Source organism: Pseudomonas sp. S37 (assembly GCF_016658545.1).
Lineage (GTDB): Bacteria > Pseudomonadota > Gammaproteobacteria > Pseudomonadales > Pseudomonadaceae > Aquipseudomonas.
In genome coordinates this window covers 1-21,763 of record NZ_JACVZC010000027.1, presented here as the reverse complement: position 1 = coordinate 21,763, position 21,763 = coordinate 1, and the positions used below count along the sequence as shown (strand labels likewise).

The 21,763-nt window shown below is 63.4% G+C and carries 26 protein-coding genes; 10 read left to right on the top strand and 16 right to left on the bottom strand.

What is annotated here, in order from left to right; translation table 11 throughout:
• Window positions 1–4: 4 nt before the first annotated feature.
• The 3 genes from IAE39_RS11665 to purU are packed head-to-tail and all read right to left on the bottom strand — an operon-like array spanning window position 5 to window position 3,002.
• On the bottom strand, window positions 5–1,246 hold the full coding sequence (locus IAE39_RS11665) for an FAD-dependent oxidoreductase (RefSeq protein ID WP_201202427.1): 1,242 nt from the start codon (window positions 1,244–1,246) through the stop codon (window positions 5–7).
• Window positions 1,228–2,139: a bifunctional methylenetetrahydrofolate dehydrogenase/methenyltetrahydrofolate cyclohydrolase FolD gene (gene folD / locus IAE39_RS11660; protein ID WP_201202425.1), complete on the bottom strand. Its 912-nt coding sequence runs from the start codon at window positions 2,137–2,139 to the stop codon at window positions 1,228–1,230. The genes IAE39_RS11665 and folD overlap by 19 nt, the downstream gene beginning before the upstream one ends.
• Entirely contained in the window at window positions 2,136–3,002 is an 867-nt protein-coding gene (gene purU / locus IAE39_RS11655) for a formyltetrahydrofolate deformylase (protein ID WP_201202423.1), read from the bottom strand. The genes folD and purU overlap by 4 nt, the downstream gene beginning before the upstream one ends.
• Window positions 3,003–3,239: 237 nt before the next feature.
• On the opposite strand from purU, the gene IAE39_RS11650 reads away from it, so the two are divergent.
• The 7 genes from IAE39_RS11650 to IAE39_RS11620 all read left to right on the top strand — a co-directional run bounded on the left by IAE39_RS11650 (window position 3,240) and on the right by IAE39_RS11620 (window position 8,905).
• Window positions 3,240–3,641 (top strand): hypothetical protein, encoded by a 402-nt coding sequence (locus IAE39_RS11650; RefSeq protein ID WP_201202409.1) that lies wholly within the window; start codon window positions 3,240–3,242, stop codon window positions 3,639–3,641.
• A 294-nt stretch (window positions 3,642–3,935) separates the two neighbouring features.
• Window positions 3,936–4,157 carry an MbtH family protein gene (locus IAE39_RS11645; RefSeq protein ID WP_003256222.1) on the top strand — a complete coding sequence of 74 codons (222 nt, stop codon included), beginning with the start codon at window positions 3,936–3,938 and terminating at the stop codon, window positions 4,155–4,157.
• On the top strand, window positions 4,154–4,897 hold the full coding sequence (locus tag IAE39_RS11640; RefSeq protein WP_201202407.1) for a thioesterase II family protein: 744 nt from the start codon (window positions 4,154–4,156) through the stop codon (window positions 4,895–4,897). Before IAE39_RS11645 ends, IAE39_RS11640 begins: the two co-directional genes overlap by 4 nt.
• Window positions 4,898–4,966: 69 nt before the next feature.
• The gene (locus IAE39_RS11635; protein WP_201202405.1) at window positions 4,967–5,836 is read left to right on the top strand and encodes a hypothetical protein; all 870 of its coding nucleotides are present in this window, start codon (window positions 4,967–4,969) and stop codon (window positions 5,834–5,836) included.
• Between the two features lie 27 nt (window positions 5,837–5,863).
• Window positions 5,864–7,198, top strand: coding sequence for an endonuclease/exonuclease/phosphatase family protein (locus IAE39_RS11630; protein ID WP_201202403.1), 1,335 nt, complete (start codon window positions 5,864–5,866; stop codon window positions 7,196–7,198).
• Window positions 7,199–7,274: 76 nt separating this feature from the next.
• A complete protein-coding gene (locus tag IAE39_RS11625; RefSeq protein WP_201202402.1) occupies window positions 7,275–7,826 on the top strand; it encodes a hydrolase in 552 nt (183 codons plus the stop codon).
• Between the two features lie 26 nt (window positions 7,827–7,852).
• The gene (locus IAE39_RS11620; protein WP_201202399.1) at window positions 7,853–8,905 is read left to right on the top strand and encodes a DUF1615 domain-containing protein; all 1,053 of its coding nucleotides are present in this window, start codon (window positions 7,853–7,855) and stop codon (window positions 8,903–8,905) included.
• 175 nt (window positions 8,906–9,080) lie between these two features.
• On the opposite strand, the gene IAE39_RS11615 is transcribed toward IAE39_RS11620, so the two are convergent.
• The 9 genes from IAE39_RS11615 to IAE39_RS11575 form a co-directional block, all read right to left on the bottom strand.
• On the bottom strand, window positions 9,081–9,944 hold the full coding sequence (locus IAE39_RS11615) for a metal ABC transporter substrate-binding protein (protein WP_201202398.1): 864 nt from the start codon (window positions 9,942–9,944) through the stop codon (window positions 9,081–9,083).
• Window positions 9,941–10,840, bottom strand: a complete 900-nt coding sequence (locus tag IAE39_RS11610) for a metal ABC transporter permease (RefSeq protein ID WP_201202391.1) — start codon at window positions 10,838–10,840, stop codon at window positions 9,941–9,943. The genes IAE39_RS11615 and IAE39_RS11610 overlap by 4 nt, the downstream gene beginning before the upstream one ends.
• A complete protein-coding gene (locus IAE39_RS11605) occupies window positions 10,837–11,586 on the bottom strand; it encodes a metal ABC transporter ATP-binding protein (RefSeq protein ID WP_201202390.1) in 750 nt (249 codons plus the stop codon). The genes IAE39_RS11610 and IAE39_RS11605 overlap by 4 nt, the downstream gene beginning before the upstream one ends.
• Complete coding sequence (locus IAE39_RS11600; RefSeq protein WP_201202389.1) at window positions 11,583–12,485, bottom strand: metal ABC transporter substrate-binding protein; 903 nt, start codon at window positions 12,483–12,485, stop codon at window positions 11,583–11,585. Before IAE39_RS11600 ends, IAE39_RS11605 begins: the two co-directional genes overlap by 4 nt.
• 16 nt (window positions 12,486–12,501) lie before the next feature.
• A complete protein-coding gene (locus IAE39_RS11595; RefSeq protein ID WP_201202388.1) occupies window positions 12,502–13,071 on the bottom strand; it encodes a DUF6162 family protein in 570 nt (189 codons plus the stop codon).
• The gene (locus tag IAE39_RS11590) at window positions 13,068–13,388 is read right to left on the bottom strand and encodes a hypothetical protein (RefSeq protein ID WP_201202387.1); all 321 of its coding nucleotides are present in this window, start codon (window positions 13,386–13,388) and stop codon (window positions 13,068–13,070) included. Before IAE39_RS11590 ends, IAE39_RS11595 begins: the two co-directional genes overlap by 4 nt.
• Window positions 13,385–13,924: a thiamine pyrophosphate-binding protein gene (locus IAE39_RS11585; protein WP_201202386.1), complete on the bottom strand. Its 540-nt coding sequence runs from the start codon at window positions 13,922–13,924 to the stop codon at window positions 13,385–13,387. The genes IAE39_RS11590 and IAE39_RS11585 overlap by 4 nt, the downstream gene beginning before the upstream one ends.
• Window positions 13,921–15,114: a PepSY-associated TM helix domain-containing protein gene (locus tag IAE39_RS11580; RefSeq protein ID WP_201202384.1), complete on the bottom strand. Its 1,194-nt coding sequence runs from the start codon at window positions 15,112–15,114 to the stop codon at window positions 13,921–13,923. The genes IAE39_RS11585 and IAE39_RS11580 overlap by 4 nt, the downstream gene beginning before the upstream one ends.
• A 176-nt stretch (window positions 15,115–15,290) precedes the next feature.
• Complete coding sequence (locus IAE39_RS11575; RefSeq protein WP_201202382.1) at window positions 15,291–16,625, bottom strand: lysine N(6)-hydroxylase/L-ornithine N(5)-oxygenase family protein; 1,335 nt, start codon at window positions 16,623–16,625, stop codon at window positions 15,291–15,293.
• 172 nt (window positions 16,626–16,797) lie between these two features.
• Here IAE39_RS11575 and IAE39_RS11570 point away from each other — a divergent pair, with 172 nt between their 5' ends.
• Window positions 16,798–17,241 carry a hypothetical protein gene (locus tag IAE39_RS11570; protein WP_201202380.1) on the top strand — a complete coding sequence of 148 codons (444 nt, stop codon included), beginning with the start codon at window positions 16,798–16,800 and terminating at the stop codon, window positions 17,239–17,241.
• Window positions 17,242–17,499: 258 nt separating this feature from the next.
• On the opposite strand, the gene pbpG is transcribed toward IAE39_RS11570, so the two are convergent.
• Entirely contained in the window at window positions 17,500–18,426 is a 927-nt protein-coding gene (gene pbpG, locus IAE39_RS11565) for a D-alanyl-D-alanine endopeptidase (RefSeq protein WP_201202378.1), read from the bottom strand.
• A gap of 457 nt (window positions 18,427–18,883) precedes the next feature.
• Window positions 18,884–19,120 (bottom strand): hypothetical protein, encoded by a 237-nt coding sequence (locus tag IAE39_RS11560; RefSeq protein ID WP_201202374.1) that lies wholly within the window; start codon window positions 19,118–19,120, stop codon window positions 18,884–18,886.
• Between the two features lie 359 nt (window positions 19,121–19,479).
• On the opposite strand from IAE39_RS11560, the gene IAE39_RS11555 reads away from it, so the two are divergent.
• Entirely contained in the window at window positions 19,480–19,842 is a 363-nt protein-coding gene (locus IAE39_RS11555; protein ID WP_201202373.1) for a chemotaxis protein, read from the top strand.
• A 199-nt stretch (window positions 19,843–20,041) separates the two neighbouring features.
• Here the strand turns inward: IAE39_RS11555 and IAE39_RS11550 are convergent, their stop codons facing one another.
• On the bottom strand, window positions 20,042–20,224 hold the full coding sequence (locus tag IAE39_RS11550) for a hypothetical protein (protein WP_201202372.1): 183 nt from the start codon (window positions 20,222–20,224) through the stop codon (window positions 20,042–20,044).
• Window positions 20,225–20,318: 94 nt separating this feature from the next.
• Window positions 20,319–20,666, bottom strand: coding sequence for a hypothetical protein (locus IAE39_RS11545; protein WP_201202370.1), 348 nt, complete (start codon window positions 20,664–20,666; stop codon window positions 20,319–20,321).
• Between the two features lie 161 nt (window positions 20,667–20,827).
• Here IAE39_RS11545 and IAE39_RS11540 point away from each other — a divergent pair, with 161 nt between their 5' ends.
• On the top strand, window positions 20,828–21,649 hold the full coding sequence (locus tag IAE39_RS11540) for a shikimate 5-dehydrogenase (RefSeq protein WP_201202369.1): 822 nt from the start codon (window positions 20,828–20,830) through the stop codon (window positions 21,647–21,649).
• The last annotated feature ends 114 nt before the right edge of the window (window positions 21,650–21,763 follow it).

The window sequence follows — 21,763 nt, the reverse complement described above, 5'->3', positions numbered from 1 at the left end:
GCTCCTAGTGGCTGGCCGCAGTGGCGCCCATTTCGTTGACTTGCTGGAAGCGGCTGAAGCGCTCCAGGGCGAACGGGGCGATCAGCTCGGGCACCTTGCCACCACTGGCGACCAGTTCGGCCATGGTCTTGCCGCAGATTGGCGTGGCCTTGAAGCCCCAGGTGCCCCAGCCGGCGTCCAGGTAGTAATTGTCGACGGGCGACAGGCCCATGATCGGGCTGTAGTCCGGGGTCATGTCGGTCATCCCGGCCCACTGGCGCATCAGCTTGGCGTTGGCCATGAACGGGAACATCTCGATGGCATGGGCCAGCAGGCTTTCCTTGAGGTCAAGGGTGGAGCGGGTGTTGTACAGCGGGTAAGGGTCGGAGCCGCCGCCGAAGACGATTTCGCCACGGCTGGTCTGCTGCACGTAGCAGTGCAGCGCCGACGAGCTCACCAGCGGGTCGAGAAACGGCTTGAACGGTTGGGTAACCATGGCCTGCAGCGGGTAGGTGTGGATCGGCGCACGGATGCCGGCCTTGGCCATCAGCAGCGAACTGGCCCCGGCCACCGCCTGCACCACGCAGCCGCACTGCACGGTGCCGCGGTTGGTCTTTACCGCCTCGATGCGGCCATTGCGAATCAGCAAGTCCTGCACTTCGGTCAGTTGGTGTATTTCCACACCGCGCTTGGCGGCCTGCTTGGCGTAGCCCCAGGCCACCGCGTCGTGGCGCGCGGTGGCGCCGTCGATATGCCAAAGGCCGGCCAGCACCGGCAGGTGGCCGGGGTCCAGGTTCAGGTTGGGCACCAGCTCGCGGATCTGCTGGCGGTCGATCATTTCGGTACGGCCGCCGAAGTGCTTGTTGACCTCGGCACGCTGGCGGAAGGCACGCACGGTGGCATCGGTGTGTGCCAAGGTCAGTTGGCCGCGCTCGGAATACATGATGTTGAAGTCGAACTCGTTCGACAGGTTCTGGAACATGCGCACCGATTCGGCGTAAAAGCGCACGCCCTCGGAGGTGAGGTAGTTGGAGCGGATCACCGCGGTGTTGCGCGCGGTGTTGCCACCACCCAGGTAGGCCTTCTCAAGTACGGCGACGTTGGTAACGCCGTGGTATTTAGCCAGGTAGTAGGCGATGGCCAGGCCGTGGCCGCCAGCGCCGATGATCACCACGTCATAGCGTGGCTTGAGTTCGCACGGTGGCGGCAGGTCGACCTCCACCGGGTAGTCGGCGCTCAGGCCGTATTTCAGCAGGGCGAAAGGCATGCGGTGCGCTCCTGGTGGGCGGCCTGTTGCTGCAGGTCGAGGGCGAGCAGGGTGTTTTTCATCAGGTAGGCGATGGTCATCGGACCGACGCCGCCGGGCACCGGGGTAATGCCGGCTACCTGCGGCAGGGCGGCGGCGAAATCGACGTCACCGACCAGGCGGCTGTGGCCACCGTCCTCAATGCGGTTGATGCCGACGTCGATCACCACGGCGCCGGGCTTGAGCCAGTCGGCACCGATCAGCCGAGGCTTGCCTACGGCGGCCACCAGAATGTCGGCCTGGCGGCACAATGCCGGCAGGTCACGGCTGCGCGAGTGCACCACGGTCACCGTGCAGTCGGCCTGCAGCAGCAGAGCCGCCATGGGCTTGCCGACAATGTTCGAGCGGCCGACCACTACGGCGTGCTTGCCTCCGAGTTCGCCACAGGCATCGCGCAGCAAGCGCATGCAGCCGCTGGGCGTGCATGGGGTGAGCACGTCGCGGCCCTGGGCCAGGCCGCCGACGTTCGCGCTGTGGAAACCGTCCACGTCCTTGAGCGGGCTGATGGCCTGCAACACGCGGTGTTCGTCGATGTGCCCAGGCAAAGGCAGTTGCACCAGGATGCCGTTGACCTCGGCAGCGCGGTTAAGGCGCTCGATCAGGGCCAGCAGTTCGGCCTGGGGGGTGTCGGCGGGCAGGCGATGTTCCAGCGAGCGGATGCCCACTTCATCGGCGCGTAGCACTTTGTTGCGCACGTACACCTGGCTGGCCGCATCGGCGCCGACCAGCACCACCGCCAGGCCCGGTTGCACGCCGCCTTTGCGCAGCTGCTGCACTTGCTCGCGCACCTCGGCCAGTACCCGCGCCGCGGTGGCCTTGCCGTCGATCAGCTTGACGCTGGGAGTGGCGTTCATTTGAAGATCACCGTGCGGTCGTGGTTGAGGAACACGCGGTGTTCAAGGTGGTACTTGACCGCGCGGGACAGGGCGATGGTCTCGGTGTCGCGGCCGATGGCCACCAGGTCGTCCGGGGCATAGGCGTGGTCCACGCGCTGTACTTCCTGCTCGATGATCGGCCCTTCGTCGAGGTCGCTGGTGACGTAGTGGGCCGTGGCGCCGATCAGTTTCACCCCGCGCTGGTAAGCCTGGTGGTAAGGCTTGGCGCCTTTGAAACCAGGCAGGAACGAGTGATGGATGTTGATTGCCCGACCCGACAGTTGGCGGCACAGGTCGTCGGACAGGATCTGCATGTAGCGCGCCAGCACCACCAGTTCGGTGCCGGTGTCCTCGACGATGCGCAGCAGCGCCGCTTCCTGTTCGGCCTTGGTGTCCTTGGTCACCGGCAAGTAGACGAAGCGGATGCCCTGGCGCTCGGCCATCGGGCGCAGGTCCAGGTGGTTGGAGACCACGGCGGTGATGTGCATGTCCAGCTCACCCTTGGCATGCCGGTACAGCAGGTCGGACAGGCAGTGGTCGAACTTGCTCACCATCAGCAGCACGCGCATCGGCCGGGCGCTACTGTGCAGGCTCCACTGCATGTCGAAGCGCTGGGCGACATCGCCGAAGCCGGCTTCCAGCTGCGGGGTGTCGCCAGTGGTGCCGGTGTTATAGCGGAACACCGCGCGCATGAAGAAGCGCCCGTTGTCCTCGTCGTCGAACTGCGCCATCTCGCTGATGTAGCAACCGTGCTCGGCCAGGTAAGTGGTCACCGCCGCGACAATGCCGGACACGGCCGGGCAACTGACGCGCAGGATGAAGTGATCGGGAGCGGGGTGCATGTCGGATAGGCCTCGTGGTGGAGTGGGGCAGGTCGGGCACAAGGGCAAAAGAGGCTTCGTCAGAGGCGAAGGGTGTTTCTTGGTAGGAATATAACTTTCCTTTAGGCGATTTATAGGCGAAGTGATGGGTAGCGGTCTAGAGGTTTGTGAAATTTTTTATCCTGGCAGGAAAGTTTTCGGAGTTTCTGTGGGAGCGGGCATGCCCGCGAAGAGGCCAGTACAGGCTATGCTTGGCCTATGAGCACACCAGCCCCTTTACGCCAACCTTGCCCTCCTGGCGCCTGTATCTGCGGCCGCGAACACCTCGCCGAGCACCCGCAGACAGCCCAGCGCATCCTCCTGCTGACCCGCCAGGAAGAAAAACGCCTGCTCGAACGCCTGGAAAATCTCAAGGACCTGGAGGACCTGCAACGCCTGCAGCAACGCCTGTACGACAACCTCGGCATCCGCGTGCACATCGCCCCCGGTTTCAACGAAGTGCGGACCATGCGCGGCATCGTCATCGAACTGGATGACCAGCCCGGGCTGTGCCGCAAGACCCGGCAGTCGATTCCGGCTGCGATCAGGCGGGGGCTGGAGCGTAATCCGCAGGTGGCCTTCCGGTTGCTTGATACCCATGACCTGTTGCGGGATGCCTGAACTTATATCCCGCACGGGCTGCTCTTTGTGGGAGCGGCCTTGTGTCGCGAAAGGGCCGCAAAGCGGACCCAGGATTTCAGCGGTGATGCAAATATTGCTGGGGCTGCTACGCAGCCCTTTCGCGACACAAGGCCGCTCCCACAAGGGCCGGTACTGGTCAATAGATATACAAGGCAGTTGATCGCAAAGGAGGACCGCGTCAGTGCTGCTAATTTTTCCAGCGCTCACTACGTCTACTTGAAAGCCCCCCTGCGCCAAGCCCGCAGCGGCACTCATCATTCAAGGAGACAGGCAATGACTTCCGTTTTCGACCGCGACGATATCCAGTTCCAGGTAGTGGTCAACCACGAAGAGCAATACTCGATCTGGCCCGACTACAAAGCCATCCCCAATGGCTGGCGTGCCGTGGGCAAAAGTGGCCTGAAGAAGGACTGCCTGGCTTACATCGATGAAGTATGGACTGACATGCGCCCGCTGAGCCTGCGCCAGAAGATGGCCGAAGCCGCCGCCCAGTGACCGCGTTGAACCTGCTGTGCCTGCCGTACTCCGGGGCCAGCGCCATGGTCTACAGCCGCTGGCGGCGCAAGCTGCCAGCGTGGCTGCAGGTTCGCCCGGTGGAGCTGCCCGGGCGCGGAGCGCGTATGGCCGAACCACTGCACACCGACATGCAGGCCCTGGCCCGGCAACTGGCTGCCGAGCAACGCCTGGCGGCCAGTGCCCCCTACGCGCTGCTCGGTCACAGCCTGGGCGCGTTACTGGCCTTCGAACTGGCGCACGAGCTGCAAGCGCTGGGCTGCCCGGCGCCACTGGCGTTGTTCGCCTGCGGTACGGCGGCGCCGACCCGGCGCGAGGATTACGACGGCAAGAACTGGCGCGAGCCCAAGCGTGACGATGAGCTGATCAGCGAGTTGCGCGAGCTGCAAGGCACGCCCGAGGAAGTGCTGGGCAACGCCGAGTTGATGAGCCTGACCTTGCCAACCTTGCGCGCTGATTTCCTGCTGTGCGGCACCTATGCCTACCGCCAGCGGCCGGCGTTGCAGTGCCCGCTGCATGTGCTGGGCGGTGTGGATGACCGTGCCAGCGACGAGCAGTTGCGGGCTTGGCAGCGGGAATCGCAGGGCGCGTTCAACCTGGCAATGTTCCCCGGGGGGCACTTCTTCATTCATGAACAGGAGGACGACGTGCTTGCGCTACTGGCTTCAGCGTTGCAAGTTGCCTACGAACGCAAGCCTCTTTTCACCCGCTGCCAGGGCTAATCTGGCGACAGTCCCAGGCAATCAGGCGCGCTTTACTGGCACTTCATTGGTTAAATGCGGTGCCAGCCCATGTCCCTCCACTACAGCTTTATAGACAATGGTTTGCTCAACCACAGTGAGTCCTTGTCCAGCTCTAGCTTCGGCGCCTGCCGAGCGGTTGCCCTGAACCACAACCTGTATTGCACCTTCCGTAGCGAAACCCCGCCCAACAAGATTCGTTTTACCAGGTTGACGCCTGAGGGGGGCTGGAGCGAAACGCTCAGCGATCGTGTCGACGACCTTGAGGGCGACCCTGCGATCTTCACGTTCAAGGGTAAGCTCTACCTGCTTTCCAGTGGTGAGGAGCAGGGCGATGAGTATTCGACCGCGCCGCGCCTGGTCAGCATCGACCTGGACAACAATGTGGCGTCCAGCAGCAACTTCACCATCGATTTCCGCGGTACGCCAAGCTTGGTCGAATACCGTGGAGCGCTTTACCTGTTCTACAAAGGACGGGAAAACGGCGAGCTTCGTTGGAGTTCCACCTCGGACCTAGTGACTTGGGCTGCCTCCTCTGCGGTCTACTCCGACGCAGTGGAGCAGATCATTCCCCTCGACAATCCTGTGGCGTGTGTCTATCAGGGCCTGATCCACCTGATTCATCACAGCGAGTCAGGCATTTACCTTACGCGCTTCGATGGAATGCAGGGCTGGAGCCGTTCCACCCAGTTGGTCAGCAAGAGGTTTTCTCACCCACCTGCGGTGGTCGTTCACGATGGCTTGCTCAACCTGTTTTGCATCCAGCCTGAAGGGCGCCCGGTGGATACCGCAATCTATCGCTATCGCTACGACGGCAACACGGTGGGCCTGCCGGAGGTCAGCATCAACATGCAGGCCACCAACACCCCGGCAGCCGCTGTGCTGGACGGCCGCCTGTGCCTGGTTTTCCGTTCGCTTTGAGCCTTTTGAACCGTTCTGGAGGCTCACATGCCTGTCATTAGAAGAGTCCGCCTGGACCTGGATTACTTTGTTGCCGTTACTACTGCAAGAGCGGAACGGGTCTTTCACCTCAGTGCTTTTATCGACGATATTTTCCAGGCACTGAGGACTCAGCCAGATAACGCCGCCGCCACCGCAGCCTATCTGAGCTATCACTTGTCGAGCGTGTTCATCCGCAGAAACAACGATGAACAGCAGGCAGAGCTGGCAGAAGACCTGACCACGCTACTGGACGTCCATTACCAGGAGCCGCGGGTGCAAGCTATTCTCGCTGCTGCCCCGCGTGCGCAGGGTTTAGCGGTGCTTTTGCGCTTTTACAACATACATTTCGCCCTGCTTATGAACGGCCTGGGCGCGCCAAACGGGCCGCAGCGGCTCGATCCATTTGATGCCCTACGTATGTTGCAGCGGGCCGTCGGCGCTGTCTGGGGGCCATGGCAGGCGCTGATAGGGCTGGCCGGGGCCATTCGCGACTACCATCACGCGCGCATCACCGCCGGTGGTGCAGGGCCGATGATCGAACTTGGCAGGCGGGCGGTCCATGGCCCGGGCGTCGATCTGCGCTTGGCTACGTTCAATCTTCAGGGCTTGAACGAAGTGTCCAGCTCCAAGTACCGCTCGCACATACTGGCACTGGCGCGCCAGCACCATATCGTCGCCATTCAGGAGGCTGGCGATGCGCCGTCATCGGCCCAGCAGGTGGCAAGCCTGACTGTGAATGATCAGTTCGGCATGCCACATGAAGTCAATCAGTACCTGTGGCAGGCTGGCCGCAGCGGGCGCCGGGAGATTTATCACCTGTACGTGCTTGATGTCCAACGTTTGCGCGTGCGGCTGGCGATGGTGACTAGCGAGTCGCTGGATGTTCGCGACGTCGTGGTGATTGCCGATGGTACGCCCAGGATCGCCGGGCTGGCACCTCCCCGGCCCGTACTGGGGTTGCGTGTGAGCATGCCAGGGCTGACCGAGCCGTTATCCGTTTTCAACTTCCACGCCATTGCCAATGGCGGCGTGAACTGCCCCCGAGTGCTGCGTGAAGTGGCCTGGCACTGTGAGTCGCGCTATGCCCTGGTGGGCGATTTCAACCGTGACCCGCGCACGCCCACGCCGGCGTTTCCGAGTCGTGGAGACTGGGTGCTACCGCGTGGTATCGGGGAGTTGGTGCTAGCAAATGGCCCCACCCACCCAAGCTTCGGCCCCACTCAAATGCTCGACTACGCCATCACCAATGGTACCGCTGTGCCCGCGCAGCCTGGCAGGGTGGGGCCAGTCATGGACTCGGATCACCGCTCGGTGTCTTATACGTTCAGCTTCTCTGGCTGATTGACGGCATTTACCGTGTGAGAGAGGCTATGGCTGGCGCGGTTGTGCCTCTTTCCACATCTGTCAGGGAAACCCAATGCTGATCGATCCACACAAGGCCACGCTGCTGGTCGTCGACATCCAGGAAAAACTCATCGGCGCCATGAGCGACCCCGAAGGCACCCGGGCGCGGGCCCGCTGGCTGCTGGCGGCGACTGCCGAGCTGGAGCTGCCGACGGTGATTTCCGAGCAGTACCCCAAGGGCCTGGGCCATACCCTGGCGGAACTGCTGGCCGCTGCACCGGCCGCCGAGGTGGTGGAGAAAAGCCATTTTTCCTGCGTGGCCGCCGAGTGCCTGCCGGCCAGCCTGATGGCGCGTGAGCAAGTGATCGTGTGTGGCATGGAAACTCACGTTTGCGTGCTGCAGACCGTGCTCGGCCTGCTGGCGCTGGGCAAGCAGGTGTTTGTGGTCGAGGATGCCTGCGACAGCCGCACGCCGGCGAGCAAGGCAGCGGGGCTGGCGCGCATGCGAGCCGCCGGGGCGCAGGTGGTGACCCGCGAGATGGTGCTGTTCGAACTGATGGGCAGTGCCGGCCACCCGCTGTTCCGCCAAATCAGCAAAACCTACCTGGTCGGTGAACAGCCCTGAACGGCCGGTTACTGGCCGTTGGCTTGATGGCCCTGGCGCTGCTGCAAGGCTGCGCCGGGCGCCGCGAGGAAGCACCCGAAGCAGACCCGGCCAAGGTCCGTGCCCAGTTGCTGCGGCTGCTACCCGCCCAGGCCAAGGACCGCGAGGGCTGGGCACGGGACATCCAGGTGGCATTTGCCGCTCAGCGCATTGCCGCCAGCAAAAGCAACCTGTGTGCGGTGCTGGCGGTGACCGAGCAGGAATCGACCTTCAACGCCGACCCGCAGGTGCCCAACCTGGGGCGCATTGCCCGCGAAGAAATCGACCGCCGCGCCGCGCGCCTGCATATCCCCAAACTGCTGGTCGACGGTGCGCTGAAGGCACCTTCGGGCAACGGTCAGAGCTACCAGCAGCGCTTGCAGGCGGTGCGCAGCGAGAAGCAGCTGAGCGAACTGTACGACGAAGTCATTGCCGGGGTGCCCATGGGCAATACCCTGCTCGGCGGGCTCAACCCGGTGCACACCGGCGGGCCGATGCAGGTCAGCATCGACTTCGCTGAAAAGCATGCGCAGGATTACCCCTATAGCCGCAATGGCAGCATCCGCCAGGAAGTGTTCACCCGGCGCGGCGGCATGTACTTTGGTATCGCCCACCTGTTGGGCTATCCGGTCAGCTACGACCGCAAGTTGTACCGCTTTGCCGATTTCAATGCCGGTTGGTACGCCAGCCGCAACGCGGCGTTCCAGGCAGCGTTGAGCAAAGCGACCGGGGTGAAGCTGGCGCTGGACGGCGACCTGGTGGCGCCGGGGGCGATCATGCCGGGCACAACCGAAATGGCGGCGCGCAAGCTGGGGGTTAAGCTGGGTTTGCGGAACCCGCAGATACGCAGCCAGCTGGAGGAGGGTGACAGCCTGGCGTTCGAGGACAGCAGGCTGTACAGCGGGGTGTTTGCCCTGGCCGATGCTGCCGCTGGCAAACCGGTGCCACGGGCAATGCTGCCGGGGATTGAACTGAAGAGTCCGAAAATCACCCGCAAGCTGACCACGGCGTGGTTTGCCGGGCGGGTGGATGAGCGTTACCAGCGGTGTCTGAAGCGGTAACTTTCAGTCACCGGCTATGAGTACCCTGTAGGAGCGGCCTTGTGTCGCGATGGGCTGCGCAGCAGCCCCGGGGATTTCGAGGTACTGCACCATTTGGGGCTGCTGCGCAGCCCATCGCGACACAAGGCCGCTCCTACAGGGACCGCGCCGCGCCTGGGGGCCGGCACAGGCACCATCAGCTCTCGCCCAATGCCCCAACCACCTGTTCGACACTGGCCTTCAGCCCGGCAAACGCATCCTCAGGGTCACTGTCCAGCACCACCAGTTTCACCCCGGCCGCCTTGATCACCTCGGCCACCGCCGGATCAGGCTGGCGATGATCCAGCACCAGCGCCACATCCTGCGCCTTCAGGTTGTCGCCCAAGGCCTTGAGTGCGGCGGCATCCCACTCGGCCGGCAGCGGCTGCTCGACCACGTCCAGGTTCATCCCGCTGGCCAGGTAACCCAGGCGCTCCGACAGGCTCACCACGGTCAGGTTGTCGACCTTGGCCAGGCGTGTCTGGCTGTTGGCCGAAAGCTCCAGCAGTTGCCGCTTGAGCCCGGCCAGGTTGCCCTGGATCTTCGCCTTGGCGTCTGGCGCCAGACGCTCCAGGTCATTGGCCACCACGTCGGCCATGCGCCCGAGGTTGGTCGGGTTGAGCCACGGGTAGGCGCCGTAGGCATCATCGCCGCTCACCGCAATGCCCGGCAACGCGCCATCGACAGGCCGTGCGGCATCGATCTCGACAATGCGGATATTGCTGCGCCGGGCCATCGGGTACAGCGGGTCGTCACGCCAGATCGAACGCACGCCAATCACCGCGTCGGCCTGCTGCGCAGCTTTGTCCAGGCTGGCACCACCGCGCCCGCTGAAGTATGACGGCTGGCGGCTGGCCGGCAGGTTGGCCGGGGCGGCGCGGTTCAGCTGCACCGCCGTGCCGTCGAGCAGGGCACTGGCCAGGCTGTGGGTGACGGGCAGGGTGGTCAGCACCTGGGTGGCGAAAGACAGCGACGGCAGGCCGGCCAAAGCCAGTGCCAGGGTCAGGCGTTTCAGGTTCATGCCGGGTTTCCTTGCAGGCGGGGTACGAGGGCGCGGGCGAGCGCGGCCAGGGCGAAACAGATGCCGGCGACCAGGATGATCGCGGCACCCGACGGCACCGGCAGGTCGAACACGATCGGCAGCAGGATGCCGAACAGGGTGCTGATGGTGGCGATCAGCACCGACAGGAAGAAAAAGCCCTTCAGCGACTGGCTGACCAGGCGCGCGGCAGCAGCCGGGATCACCAGCAGCGCACCGACCAGGATCGCGCCGATCACCTTCACCGCCGCCACGGTCACCAGGGTCACCAGCACTACGAACAGGTAGTCCATGGTCTTCACTGCCACGCCGCGCACCGCCGCCAGTTGCGGGTTGAAGCTGGCCAGCATGATGCGGTTGTACAGCGGTACGGCCAACGCCAGTACCAGCACCGCGACCATGCCCAGCACCACCAGGTCCTGGCCGCTGACGGTCAGCACCGAGCCGAACAGCACGTTCTCGAGGATGTGCACGTTGATCTTGCCCGCCAGCATCAGCAGCAGGCTGGCACCCAGCGCCAGCGACACCGAAAGGAACACGCCGATCAACGTGTCCGGCGACAGCCCGGTGCGGTTACGCAAAAAGTTGAGCAGGATGCCGAACAACAGGCAGTAGCCGAACAGGCTGCCGTAAGGGCCGGTGTAGGGCTCGCCGAGCAGGATGCCGATGGCCACGCCGGTTAGCGCGGCATGGCCGACCGCTTCGGAAAAGAAGGCAAAGCGCTTGACCACCACCAGGGTGCCCAGGCCGCCCAGAACCGGGCCAATCATCAGGCCGGCCAGCAGGGCATTGACCACGAAGCCGTAGGCCAGTGCCTCGGGCAGGTAGCCGGCAGTGGCCCAGTCCTGGACCAGTTGGCGAAATGCTTCGAAACTCATGAGGCAAGGCTCTCGCTACGCGGGTGAACGGAGAACAGACCGAGCAGGCGCTCCGGGGTCAGGGCCTGGGCGGGTGGGGCGTCGAACAGCACCTGGCGGCTCAGGCCGGTCACCCGGTCGGCCAGGCGCAGCACCGCCTCCAGGTCATGCTCGATCCACAGGACGGTGGTGCCTGCCTGGCGCCACCCCAGCAGCAGTTGTTCGAACACTTGAATACCGGCTTCATCAAGCGCCGACATCGGCTCGTCCAGTACCAGCAGCTGCGGTTCGGGGATCAGGCCCTGGGCCAACAGCACGCGCTGGCGTTCACCGCCCGACAACGCCCCCATGCGCCGCTTGCGCTTGTCGAGCATGCCGACCCGTGCCAGGGCGGCATCGATGGCTGGCTGCGCTCGCCGGGACAGGCCGAGGAACGCCGGGCGGCGCTGGCACATGGCGGCCATGAAGTCGTCCACGGTCATGGGCAGGCCGCGGTCAAACTCCAGTGCCTGTGGCACGTAGCCGATCACCTCGCGCTCGGCTGGCCAGTGCAGGGTCAACTGGCCCTGATGTGGCATCTGCCCGAGCAGGGTCTTGATCAGCGAGCTCTTGCCGCCGCCGTTGGGGCCGACGATGGCATGCACGCTGCCGGCTGCGACGTTGAAGCTGACCTGTTCGAGAATGCGTGTACGGCCCAGGGTCAGGTCGATGCCGGCGAACTCGATGCGCGGCCCGCAGGCTGCAACCAGGTTGGCGGCGGCGGTCATGCGCGGTTCTCCTGGATGGCGCGGACCACGGTGTCGAGGTTGCGCTTCATCTCGACTTCATACTTGTCCTTGGTGTATTCACCGTAGGAAATGTGAGTCAGCGGGTACAGGCGCACGCCGGACTCACGCTGGATGGTTTCGACATACGCCGACGGGAAGTCCATCTCGGAGAAAATCACCCGTACATCCAGGGCCTTGAGCTGATCGATGGTCTTTTTCAGCTGCGCCGGGCTCGGCTCGATGCCATGGGCTGGCTCGACCACCGCGGTCACCTCCAGGCCGAAGTCGCGCACCAGGTAGTCGTAGGCCGCATGGATGGTGGCTACGCGGAAGGTGGCGCTGGGGGCTTCGGTCACCTTGGCCAGTGCCTCGGCACGCAAGGCGCGCAGGCGTTTGGCGTAGGCACGGGCGTTTTGCGTGTACAGCTTGGCGTTGTCCGGGTCGAGTTTGCCCAGCTCGCGGGCAATGTTGTTGACCTGGGCGATGGTGGTGCTGATCGACAGGAAGGTGTGCGGGTTGACCACCTTGCCGGCGCCGCGTGCGGCGATGCCGGTGGCTGCCAGCAGCGGGACGTTCTGGTTGGCCTCGATGGTGGCGATGTCGGGCTTTTCGCTGGCGGCGATCATGCGGTCGGCGAAGTCGTCATGACCAACGCCGTTGAGCACCACCACGTCCAGGGTGCCGATGCGCTTGATGTCCTCGGCCCGTGGCTCGTAGGCATGCGGGTTGAAGCCCGCCGGAATCAGCGGCACCACTTCGGCCTTGTCGCCGACAATGTTGCTTACGTAGCTGTAGTAAGGGTGCAGGGTGATACCGATGCGCAGCGGCTTGCCGTTATCGGCCAGGGCCAGTGCCGGCAGGGCAAGGGCCAGGAGCAGGGCGAGGGCGGAGCGGAACATGGGAAAGTCCTTGGGTTCAGTGACGGTGTTCGCGGGTAACCCCGGCGTCGTAGTGGCTGACCACCTGCTGCCAGCCGGCGGCGATCAGGGCCGCCTGGCCGAGGTCGTCCGGGATCACGGCAGCGCTGTCGCGGCGCAGCCAGACATCGGCCTGGCCGCTGCTGTCAGCGGGCAGGATCAGCAGCAGGCTGCCGGCCACTTCAGGGGCCTGGCTGCGGCCCAGGTAGGCGCCAGTCTCCAGCCATGACCATTGGTGGCCGCCACGGCTCTGGCTGCCGGCATCGACCACGAACGGCGGCAAGCCTTCTTCGGCCAGGGCCTGTACGCTGGGCACGGCGGTGTTTTCCTCGCGCAGCAACTGGATCTCGTCGAAAGCCACCCGCAGGTCGGTGTACAGGCCTTGCTCGGCGGCGGTAAGGTCGCGGCGGGCGTCGATCTGGTGGCTGGCGATGGCCTGTTCGTCCTCGCGCTCCCCCCGCAGCAGCACGACGCTGGCGGCGAGCACCACGATCAGCAGGCTGGCCAGCAGCACATACAGGGTTTCGTGCCCGGCACCGGCCGGGCGAATCACTTGGGCGCGGCTCATGGCTGGGCGATATCGGCGTAGTCGACTTCCACCACGTGGCCGGGGCCGGCGTCGAACAGCACGTAGAACTCACCGTCCGGGCGCTTGAAGGTCAGGGTCGAGTCGTCGCCGAGCTTGCCGCCGACCAGCACCTGCTCGTCATAGCCGATCACATCCAGGGTTACCCCAGGGGCGCCGCTGCCGTCCGAAAACCCGCCCGTGCAGGTGACCTGGCCGCTGGCCGTTTCTTCGCATTCGCACATCGGGTTGTGCGCCAGGGCGGGGCCGGCGGCCAGCGCCAGCAGGGGCAGGGCGAGGGTACGCATCAGGTGTTTCATTTCTTGCCTCCTTGTTTTTCGAGCCAGGCCACGGTGGCTGGCGATGCCTTGGCCAGCGGGACGGATGCCTGGTGCATGCTGCCGTCCCAGCCTTCCAGGGTGATCCAGATCTGGGCGTCGGGTTTGGTCCGTGGCGGGATCGGCAGCGAAGTGCCCATGTTGTACGGCGCGCCGAAGAAGATGGTGCCGGCGGCGCGCAGGCTGCGCGGCTTGCCAATGCGCAGGTAGGCAGCCTTGACGTCCTTCATGCAGGCTTTGCACAGCGCCGCATTGAACGACTTGAAGTAACCGGCCGGGCCGTCGGCGCGCGGTGCCTCGTCACGCAGTTCGGCCAGGTTGAGGCTGTAGGGGCCGACCTGGATGTCGCTGATTACATTGGCACCCAGGCCGGCGTCGCCACGGAACAGCTTGGCGTCGGCAAAGTACTTGGGCATGAAGCCCAGCGGGATCAGGATCAGCAGGATGTTCAGGTGAAAACGCCACTTCAGCCAGAACTGTTTCAGCGGGCTGGCGGGCAGGGCTTGGGCCTGGCTCATGGGTGCATCTCCACGGTGGTTTCACGGCGTGCCGCACGCGGTGCGCGCTCGCTGCGCTTGAGCGCGGCGGCGGTGGCCTGGGCGGTGCGTTTGGTCCAGATCAGCAGGCCGCTGAGCACCATCAGGGTGAGGATCAGGCCGAAGAAGAACCACACCAGCTTGATCGGCAAGCCGCCGAAATCGCCGGTGTGCAGGGGGCGCATGGACTCGGTGACGAACTCCAGCGCCGAGCGGTCGCTGATCACGAACTGGCTGTCGACATTACTGGTGTACGGGTTTACCGAGGCGCTCTGGAACATCAACGGGTACCAGCCCGGCCCAGACAAGGTGACATGGCTGTAGGCGGTGGCAGGCAGCGAGATGAAATTGACTTCCAGCCCCGGGATTGCCAGGCCGGCAAGGCGTGCCGCTTCATCCAGGTCGATGCGCGGCGCCGGGGTGCCATCTGGCGTTTGCGGTACTTCCTCGCGGGCGATCACCGGCACGATAGGCTGGCTGGAAATGGTAATCTGGTTGTCGAACAGGATCGCCTGGATCAGGAACCACGTGCCGGTGATGGAAATGACCGCAATGAACCAGATCGACCACACCCCGGCCAGGCGGTGCAGGTCACCCCAGAAAATCCGCGAGCCATGGCCGGTACGCACCGGTTTGAAAAAGCCCTTCCAGAACTTCTTGTACACCACCAGGCCGGTGACCAGCGAGGCCAGCATCGGCAGGCCCAGCAGCGACACCAGGTACCAGCCCCAACTGAAACCGTTGGTGAACGGCACCAGCCACCAGCCGTGCAGGGCGCGGGTGAAGGCCTCGAAGTTGAAGTCGGGGGTCTTGCCCTGGATGGCGCCGGTGTAGGGGTTTACATACAGGGTCGGGCTGGTGCCGTCTGGCAGGGTGACACTGGCCTTGACCGCGAAGTGCGAACCGTCAGGTTGGCTGAGGCGCTCGACTACCATGTCCGGCTCGGCCTTGTTCAAGGCTTCCAGTACTTTCTGGAAGCTCAAGCGCTCGACATCGGCGTCTGGCTTGTTGGCGCGCACGGCCGGGTCGGCCAGCCAGACGATTTCCTGGCTGACCACGGCGAGCATGCCGGTAAAGCAGACAATCAACACAAAGAACCATATCGGCAAGGCGAGCCAGCTATGGACCAGGAACCACAGCCTGGATTTGGATTTTTTCGGTGATTTGGCCATCAGACGGTCTTCTGCAATAAGTGGTCGAACGTAGGCCCAACCAAAGAGGGCTGTACTGATAAGGACGAATGAGAATTGAAAACCTGCCGTTTAAAATGAAAGCAAATGTTTCAAAAGACAAAGGCCGGCCTGCACACGAAGCGTCAGGCCGGCCTTGAAGGCTTATGTCAGAGCGGTCAGGCGCGGGTCATGGCTGCCGCTGCGTGTGGCTTGCCGTGCAGCTGCGCCAGGTCTTGATACAGCGCCCGGCCAATTTCTGCTGCACGGGCCGGCAGCACCGAGAGCAGGGTGTCGCTCAGGCCGTGGCTGTTCTCGCAGAAGCCTTGCAGGTACACCGACGCCTGCAGGTCGGGGCTGGCCAGCACACGGTAGTTACGGTCGACACTGAAGTCGTCCAGGTAACCGGCCAGCGGTGCCAGCAGGTCCCGGTGCGAGCGGCGTTCGTAACCGGTGGCAAGGATCACGGCATCGTAGCGGTGGGTTTGCTGCTGGCCGGTGGCGAGGTCGCGCAGGGTCAGTTCCAGGCCCTCGCGGGTGGCCACCACAGCTTCCACCTGGCGGCGGCACAGCACGTTGTGGCGGTGCTGGTGGGCGACCTTCTGCCGATAGAGGATGCCGTAGATGCGCTCGATCAGGTTGAGGTCGACCACCGAATAGTTGGTGTTGTGGTACTCGCCCAGCAGTTTGCTGCGTTGGTCGGCCGGTTCGTTGTAGACCAGGTCGGTGTAGTCCGGCGAGAAGATCTCGTTGACGAACGGGCTGTCGTCGGCAGGCTTGAGCGCCGAGCCGCGCAGGACCATGTCGACCTTGACCGACGGGTAGCTGTCGTTGAGGTCGATGAACGCCTCGGCGGCGCTTTGCCCCGAGCCGATCACCGCAATGCGCATCGGTTTGCCTTCAGTGCACGGCAGCTTGTTCAGGCTGCTCAGGTACTGCGAGTGGTGGAACACCCGTGGGTCGTCCTTGAAGGCACTGAACTTTTCCGGAATTTTTGGCGTGCCGCCACTGCCGACCACCACCGAGCGGGTGCGGCGGCTGTATTCGCGGCCTTGGGCATCGCGCGAAACCAGGCGCAGGTGCTCGACCCGGCCGCTGTGCACTTCCGGTTCGATGCGCAGCACTTCCTGGCCATACACCGTCTGGGTGGCGAAGTGTTCGGCGGCCCAGCGCAGGTAGTCGTTGTACTCCAGGCGGCACGGGTAGAAGGTGCCGAGGTTGATGAAGTCGGCCAGGCGCTGCTTCTGGTGCAGGTAGTTGACGAAGCTGTAGGGGCTGGTGGGGTTGCGCAGCGACACCAGGTCTTTGAGGAACGAGATCTGCAGCTCGCTCTGGGTCGCCAGGGTTTCGCCGTGCCAGCGGTAGTCCTGTTGCTTGTCGATGAACAGCGCATCAAGGGCATGGCCCTGGCTTTCGGCGAGTTCTTCCAGGGCAATGGCCAGGGCCAGGTTGGAAGGGCCGAAGCCCACGCCGATCAGATCTTTGATGGTTTCCTGCTGTGTGGGCTGGCTCATGGCAGCGATTCCCTGAATGGTTGAATATGGACGCCCGCCGGGGCTCCGGCTCCTGCGCAAGTACATGAATTGGAACGAGCCAGTCGAAGGGGAATTTAAGCGGGCTAAAGATCTGCGCGGGGCGGCCGATAGAGGGGTACGGCAAGGATCAACTTTCTGGCAGGGAATCGGCATGACATCCATCACGGCAAATCTACACATCAACGTCGTTTCGGCGCAGGCGCTGAGCGCTAATGCGGCAGCCGAAAGCGAACAGGCAACGCAGGCCGAGAAAGATGAGCCACTCGGCAGCAGTGGCGATACCTCCAAGGTGGGCGGTGCAGGGCAGGCTCTAGCCACGGAGGGCAGCGAGGAAAGCAGCGACTCGGCAGGGGTAACGGCACTGCGCGAGCTGATCAAGGAGCTGCAGAAACAGTTGGCCGAAGAGCAGAAACAGCTGGCTCAACTGATGAGCAGCAAGATGGAAGAGACGGCCAAGGCCACCGCGGCGACCGCCAAGCAAGCCAGCATCGCCACCATCACCGGGCAGATCATGACGGCCACGGCGCAATTACTGGAACTGTTGCAGCAAGAAGGTGGCAGCAGCGCGGGTGGGGTAGTCAGCACCACGGCCTGACCGACTACCACAGCACCACCTTCTGGCGCGCTCTTTTGTTACCCAGCCCTTAAGGCTGCGCAGTCGCGCAGGGAACAGAGCCCGCAAGCGTGTTGCAGACCTTGTGGGAGCCGGTTCACCCGCGAATGCGGCGGTAGAATCAGCATCGCATTCGCGGGTAAACCCGCTCCCACAGAGGTTGCGCAAGATTTCAGATTTTGAATAAGCCAGTTGATCCCACAGAAATCGCGACAGCTTCTCTGTTTCAGGTGACGATGGTTACTCCGCCACCACCCGCCCTTTGCCCTGGCGGTCAGCCTTGTACTGCATGGCCACGGCCGGTGCCGGCTTGGCTGCGCCGGTTTCCAGCCACTGACGCATGCGGCTGGCATCGGCGAAGTGGGTGTACTTGCCGAAGGCATCGAGGATGACCATGGCCACCGGGCGGTTGTCCATGCGGGTCAGCAGCACCAGGCAGTGCCCGGCTTCGTTGGTGAAACCGGTCTTGGTCAGCTTGATGTCCCAGTTGCTCTTGTTCACCAGGTGGTCGGTGTTACGGAAGCCCAGCGTGTAGTTGGGCTTGCGGAAGGCCACGGTCTTCTCGCGGGTGGTCGACAGCTCGCTCAGCATCGGGTACTTGCGCGACGCCATCAGCAGTTTGGACAGGTCGCGGGCGGTAGACACGTTCTGCGTCGACAGGCCGGTCGGCTCGACGTAGCGGGTGTGCGCCATGCCCAGGCTGCGGGCCTTGGCGTTCATCGCCTTGATGAACGCCGGGTAGCCACCCGGGTAGGCGTTGGCCAGGCTGTTGGCCGCACGGTTTTCCGACGACATCAGGGTAATCAGCAGGGTTTCACGGCGGTCCAGCTGGCTGCCCAGGCGCACGCGCGAATACACGCCTTTCATTTCCGGGTTGTTGGCAATGGTCATGGTGAGCATCTCATCCATGGGCAGCTTGGCATCCAGCACCACCATCGCCGTCATCAGCTTGGTTACCGAGGCAATCGGCACCACGCGGTCGGCATGGTTCGAATACAGTTCCTGGTTGGTATTCAGGTCGATCAGCAGGGCGCTGCCTGAAGCCAGGTGCAGTTTGGACGGGTCTCGTTGCACCTGGGCCGGGGGTTGTGCAGCAGCGGTCGACGGAAGGGTCGCGGTACCTGTGAGCAACAGCAGCAGGCTGAGGATGGACAGGGATGTTTTCACGTTGAGGCTCACTAAAGGTTGGTATGTCGTTGGCTGTGCAAGGGTTTTCCCCCTAAAACCGCTGCATTGTGGAGTATGGCCCATACCCTGTCGAATGCCTTATGACTAAAGGGCGCAAGGTGAACGAAATTTAATCCTGTACCGTTTTTGCCCATTGACGCAGTGACCATCCTGGCCAACCCCGGTCGATTGAGAAGAGGTGTTAAGCTTGGCGGCTTACATCACAAGGATCGTGGCAATGGGCACAAGACTGGAAAAAACGCGGGAGTGGTTTACGCCACGCAGGCGATTCTGCGTGGGGGTAGGGCTGTACGCCGCGACCCTCATCGTTCCGGCTGTCAGCCCGGGAACCAGCGTGGGCTGGCTCATTGGGCCGGCTGCCGTTTTACTCGTCGGCAGTTTCATGCCCGCCCCGGGCAGCAAGGAATAGGGCGTATGCGGTCAGCGCAAACGCAGATCAATCTGTCCGCAGTATCGGGAACAGTTCTGCTGGATTGCGTGACTCGGCGTTCATCAGGTCGCACGCTGCGGCAGCTTGCGACTTGTTGACGAAGCCACGCTTGAGCCGCTGCTTGTCCTGGTTGTCGTAGATATCAAAGCCGCCCGAAGTGGTGGCGGCGAAGAAACGGTTACCGATGCGGAAGGCCTCGCCTTCGACCGGCACTGCAGGAACGATAACGAATCTGGATTGCATGTTTCGCGCCTCCCCAGGCAGATAGCTAATTATTAGTCCGGGAGGGGGTAGGCAACAATATGACTCATCGGGACTAATCAATGGCGTGGCGTGTCACGCCTGTCGGCATGAGCTGAGCATTTATTTCTGTGAGTCATTACCTGCTGGCGAAAATTTTCCGCACACGGGGCTTTACGCTGGATTTGGCGGTGAGATAAGCTCTCCCTGGATACTGTACGAATATACAGTTATCGGGATGAGAGTATGTCTATGCGCATGGAGCCGGTAGCCCGGCATACATCGGCAAAGGAGGGATCTGGCCACTGTCCATGGCTGCCCGCACATCGTCCTGGGCAATCACCTTGAGGAATGAGGTTTACATGGATCCGACTGACCTCGGCCCGGGCACCGTCACTTGGCTGGGCGGAACGGGCACCGTGTTGCTGGGTGCATTTCTGTGGCTGCGCAAATGGTTGTCCAGGGATGCGGCAGACCGTGCAATGGACAGTGCAGACATTGCGGTAGTCCGGCGGCTGACTGAACTGCTCGATATCGAGCGCAATGCCCGTAAAGAGGCGGAAACAAAGGCTGACCAGCTCGCCAGGGAGCGCAACGAACTGGTGCTCAGCGTAGGTCGGCTGCAAGGCAAGGTCATCGCGCTGACCGCCCAATTGGCCGCCGCGAGATCGCCAATGGGCACTCCCCCCGATGTCAAAGGCATCGAGCAAGGCGAACAGCGGTGACCTCACAGGCGTGACTGGCGCGAAACAGATGTAGGAGCTCGCTCGCGATGCGCCGCGCGGGCGGCGCTCGATCTAAAAAGCGATAAAAAAGGTGCGACCAGCGCCTCTCAGCCAAGATGCTTTATAAGTGCAAGCAAAAAAAAGCCCGCCAGTTCGGCGGGCCATAAGGGCGTAGGGAGCAACGCACAACAAATTCGGGTCAGGCAACCAGGGTGCCTGGTTGCAACTGTTCAACCAGGGCCTGGGCCGAGGCAAGGCTTGGCATCGGGCCGCTTACGGCTTCGCCGTTGCGCACCAGGTACCAGCACGCCAGCAGGCCCTGTTCACGCAATGAAACGGGGACGGCGCTGCCGACAACGGACATGATCTGGATAGTGGCCATGTGGACCTCCTTTAAAACATGGCTCTACGATACGCAGCGGCCGGAACGGTTTGAAATCAACTTTGTCGATAGTGGTCATTAGTTCTATCAACCCTTACCAGCGTGGCGGGCCGTAGTACACCGGCGGTGGCCCGTAGTAGGCGCGGTAACCTGGCGATGGCGGTGCCGGCGCATAGTACGGCTGGTAGTAGACCGGCTGCGGTGGCGGTTGCACGTAGACCGGCTGCGGCGGGTAATAGACCGGCTGGCGCTCCACGTAGACGGTACGGTCATGCCCGCCATAAACCGTTGCCCCGACCACGGCGCCAACCACTGCCGCACCCAGCAGCGGCCCCGGGCCATACCAACCGCCGCCATGGCCGCCATAACCGTGGGCAGCAGCAGGCCCGCTGATGGCCAAGGCGCCGACCAGCAGGGCGATTCCGGGAATGAGACGGTTCATGGACAACCTCGTAGGTAAACCCCCTGGAGTGGGGTGTTACTAATATGACTCCGGTCTCTGTCAAGTGAGCACAGGGGAACGGTAAAGGTTGTGTAAGGGACGACCAGCGGTTGCCTCTGTTACGCTGCACAAACGTTTCAGTTATGACAAAGGAGCAGCTTATGTCGACAACTCCCAGCAGGGATACCGTGCTGTGCATCTCCCTGGCAGGCCGCCCCGGCACCTTCGGCGTGCGCTTTCACAACCACCTGTACCAGCAGCTGGGCCTGGACTTCTACTACAAGGCCATGCGCACCGATGACCTGCCGGCGGCGGTGGCGGGCATACGCGCCCTGGGTATTCGCGGCTGCGGGGTGTCGATGCCGTACAAGGAAGCCTGCATGGCCCTGGTCGATGAAATCGACCCCTCTGCGGCGGCCATCGAGTCGGTCAATACCCTGGTCAACAGCGATGGCCGTTTGAAGGCCTACAACACGGATTACCTGGCCGTGCGCCAGTTGCTGGCACAGCACAAGGTTGACCCGGCTACCGCCTTTGCCCTGCGTGGCAGTGGTGGCATGGCCAAGGCGGTGGCCAGCGCCCTGCGCGATGCCGGGTTTGCTGAAGGCATCATCGTTGCGCGTAACGAACAGGCTGGGCGGCAACTGGCGGATGTTTGCGGGTATCGCTGGGTGGCGGAACTTGGGGATGTTTGCCCGCCGATGTTGGTGAACGTGACACCTATCGGCATGGCGGGAGGGCCGGAGGCTGACCAGCTGGCGTTTTCCGAGAACGCCATCGCGGCGGCGGAGCGGGTGTTCGATGTGGTGGCGATGCCGGCGCAGACGCCGCTGATCCGCCGGGCGCAGGCGTTGGGCAAGCCGGTGATTACCGGGCTTGAGGTGATTGCGCTGCAGGCGCTGGAGCAGTTTGTGCTGTATACCGGGGTGAGGCCGACGCGGGCGCAGGTGGATGCGGCGGTGGCTTACGCCCGGGATATCTGATCATTCCTGTACCGGCCTCTTCGCGGGTAAACCCGCTCCTACAACGATTGTGCGATCAGTCGCGGTCGTTGTAGGAGCGGGTTTACCCGCGAAGAGGCCCGCACAGGCAATAAC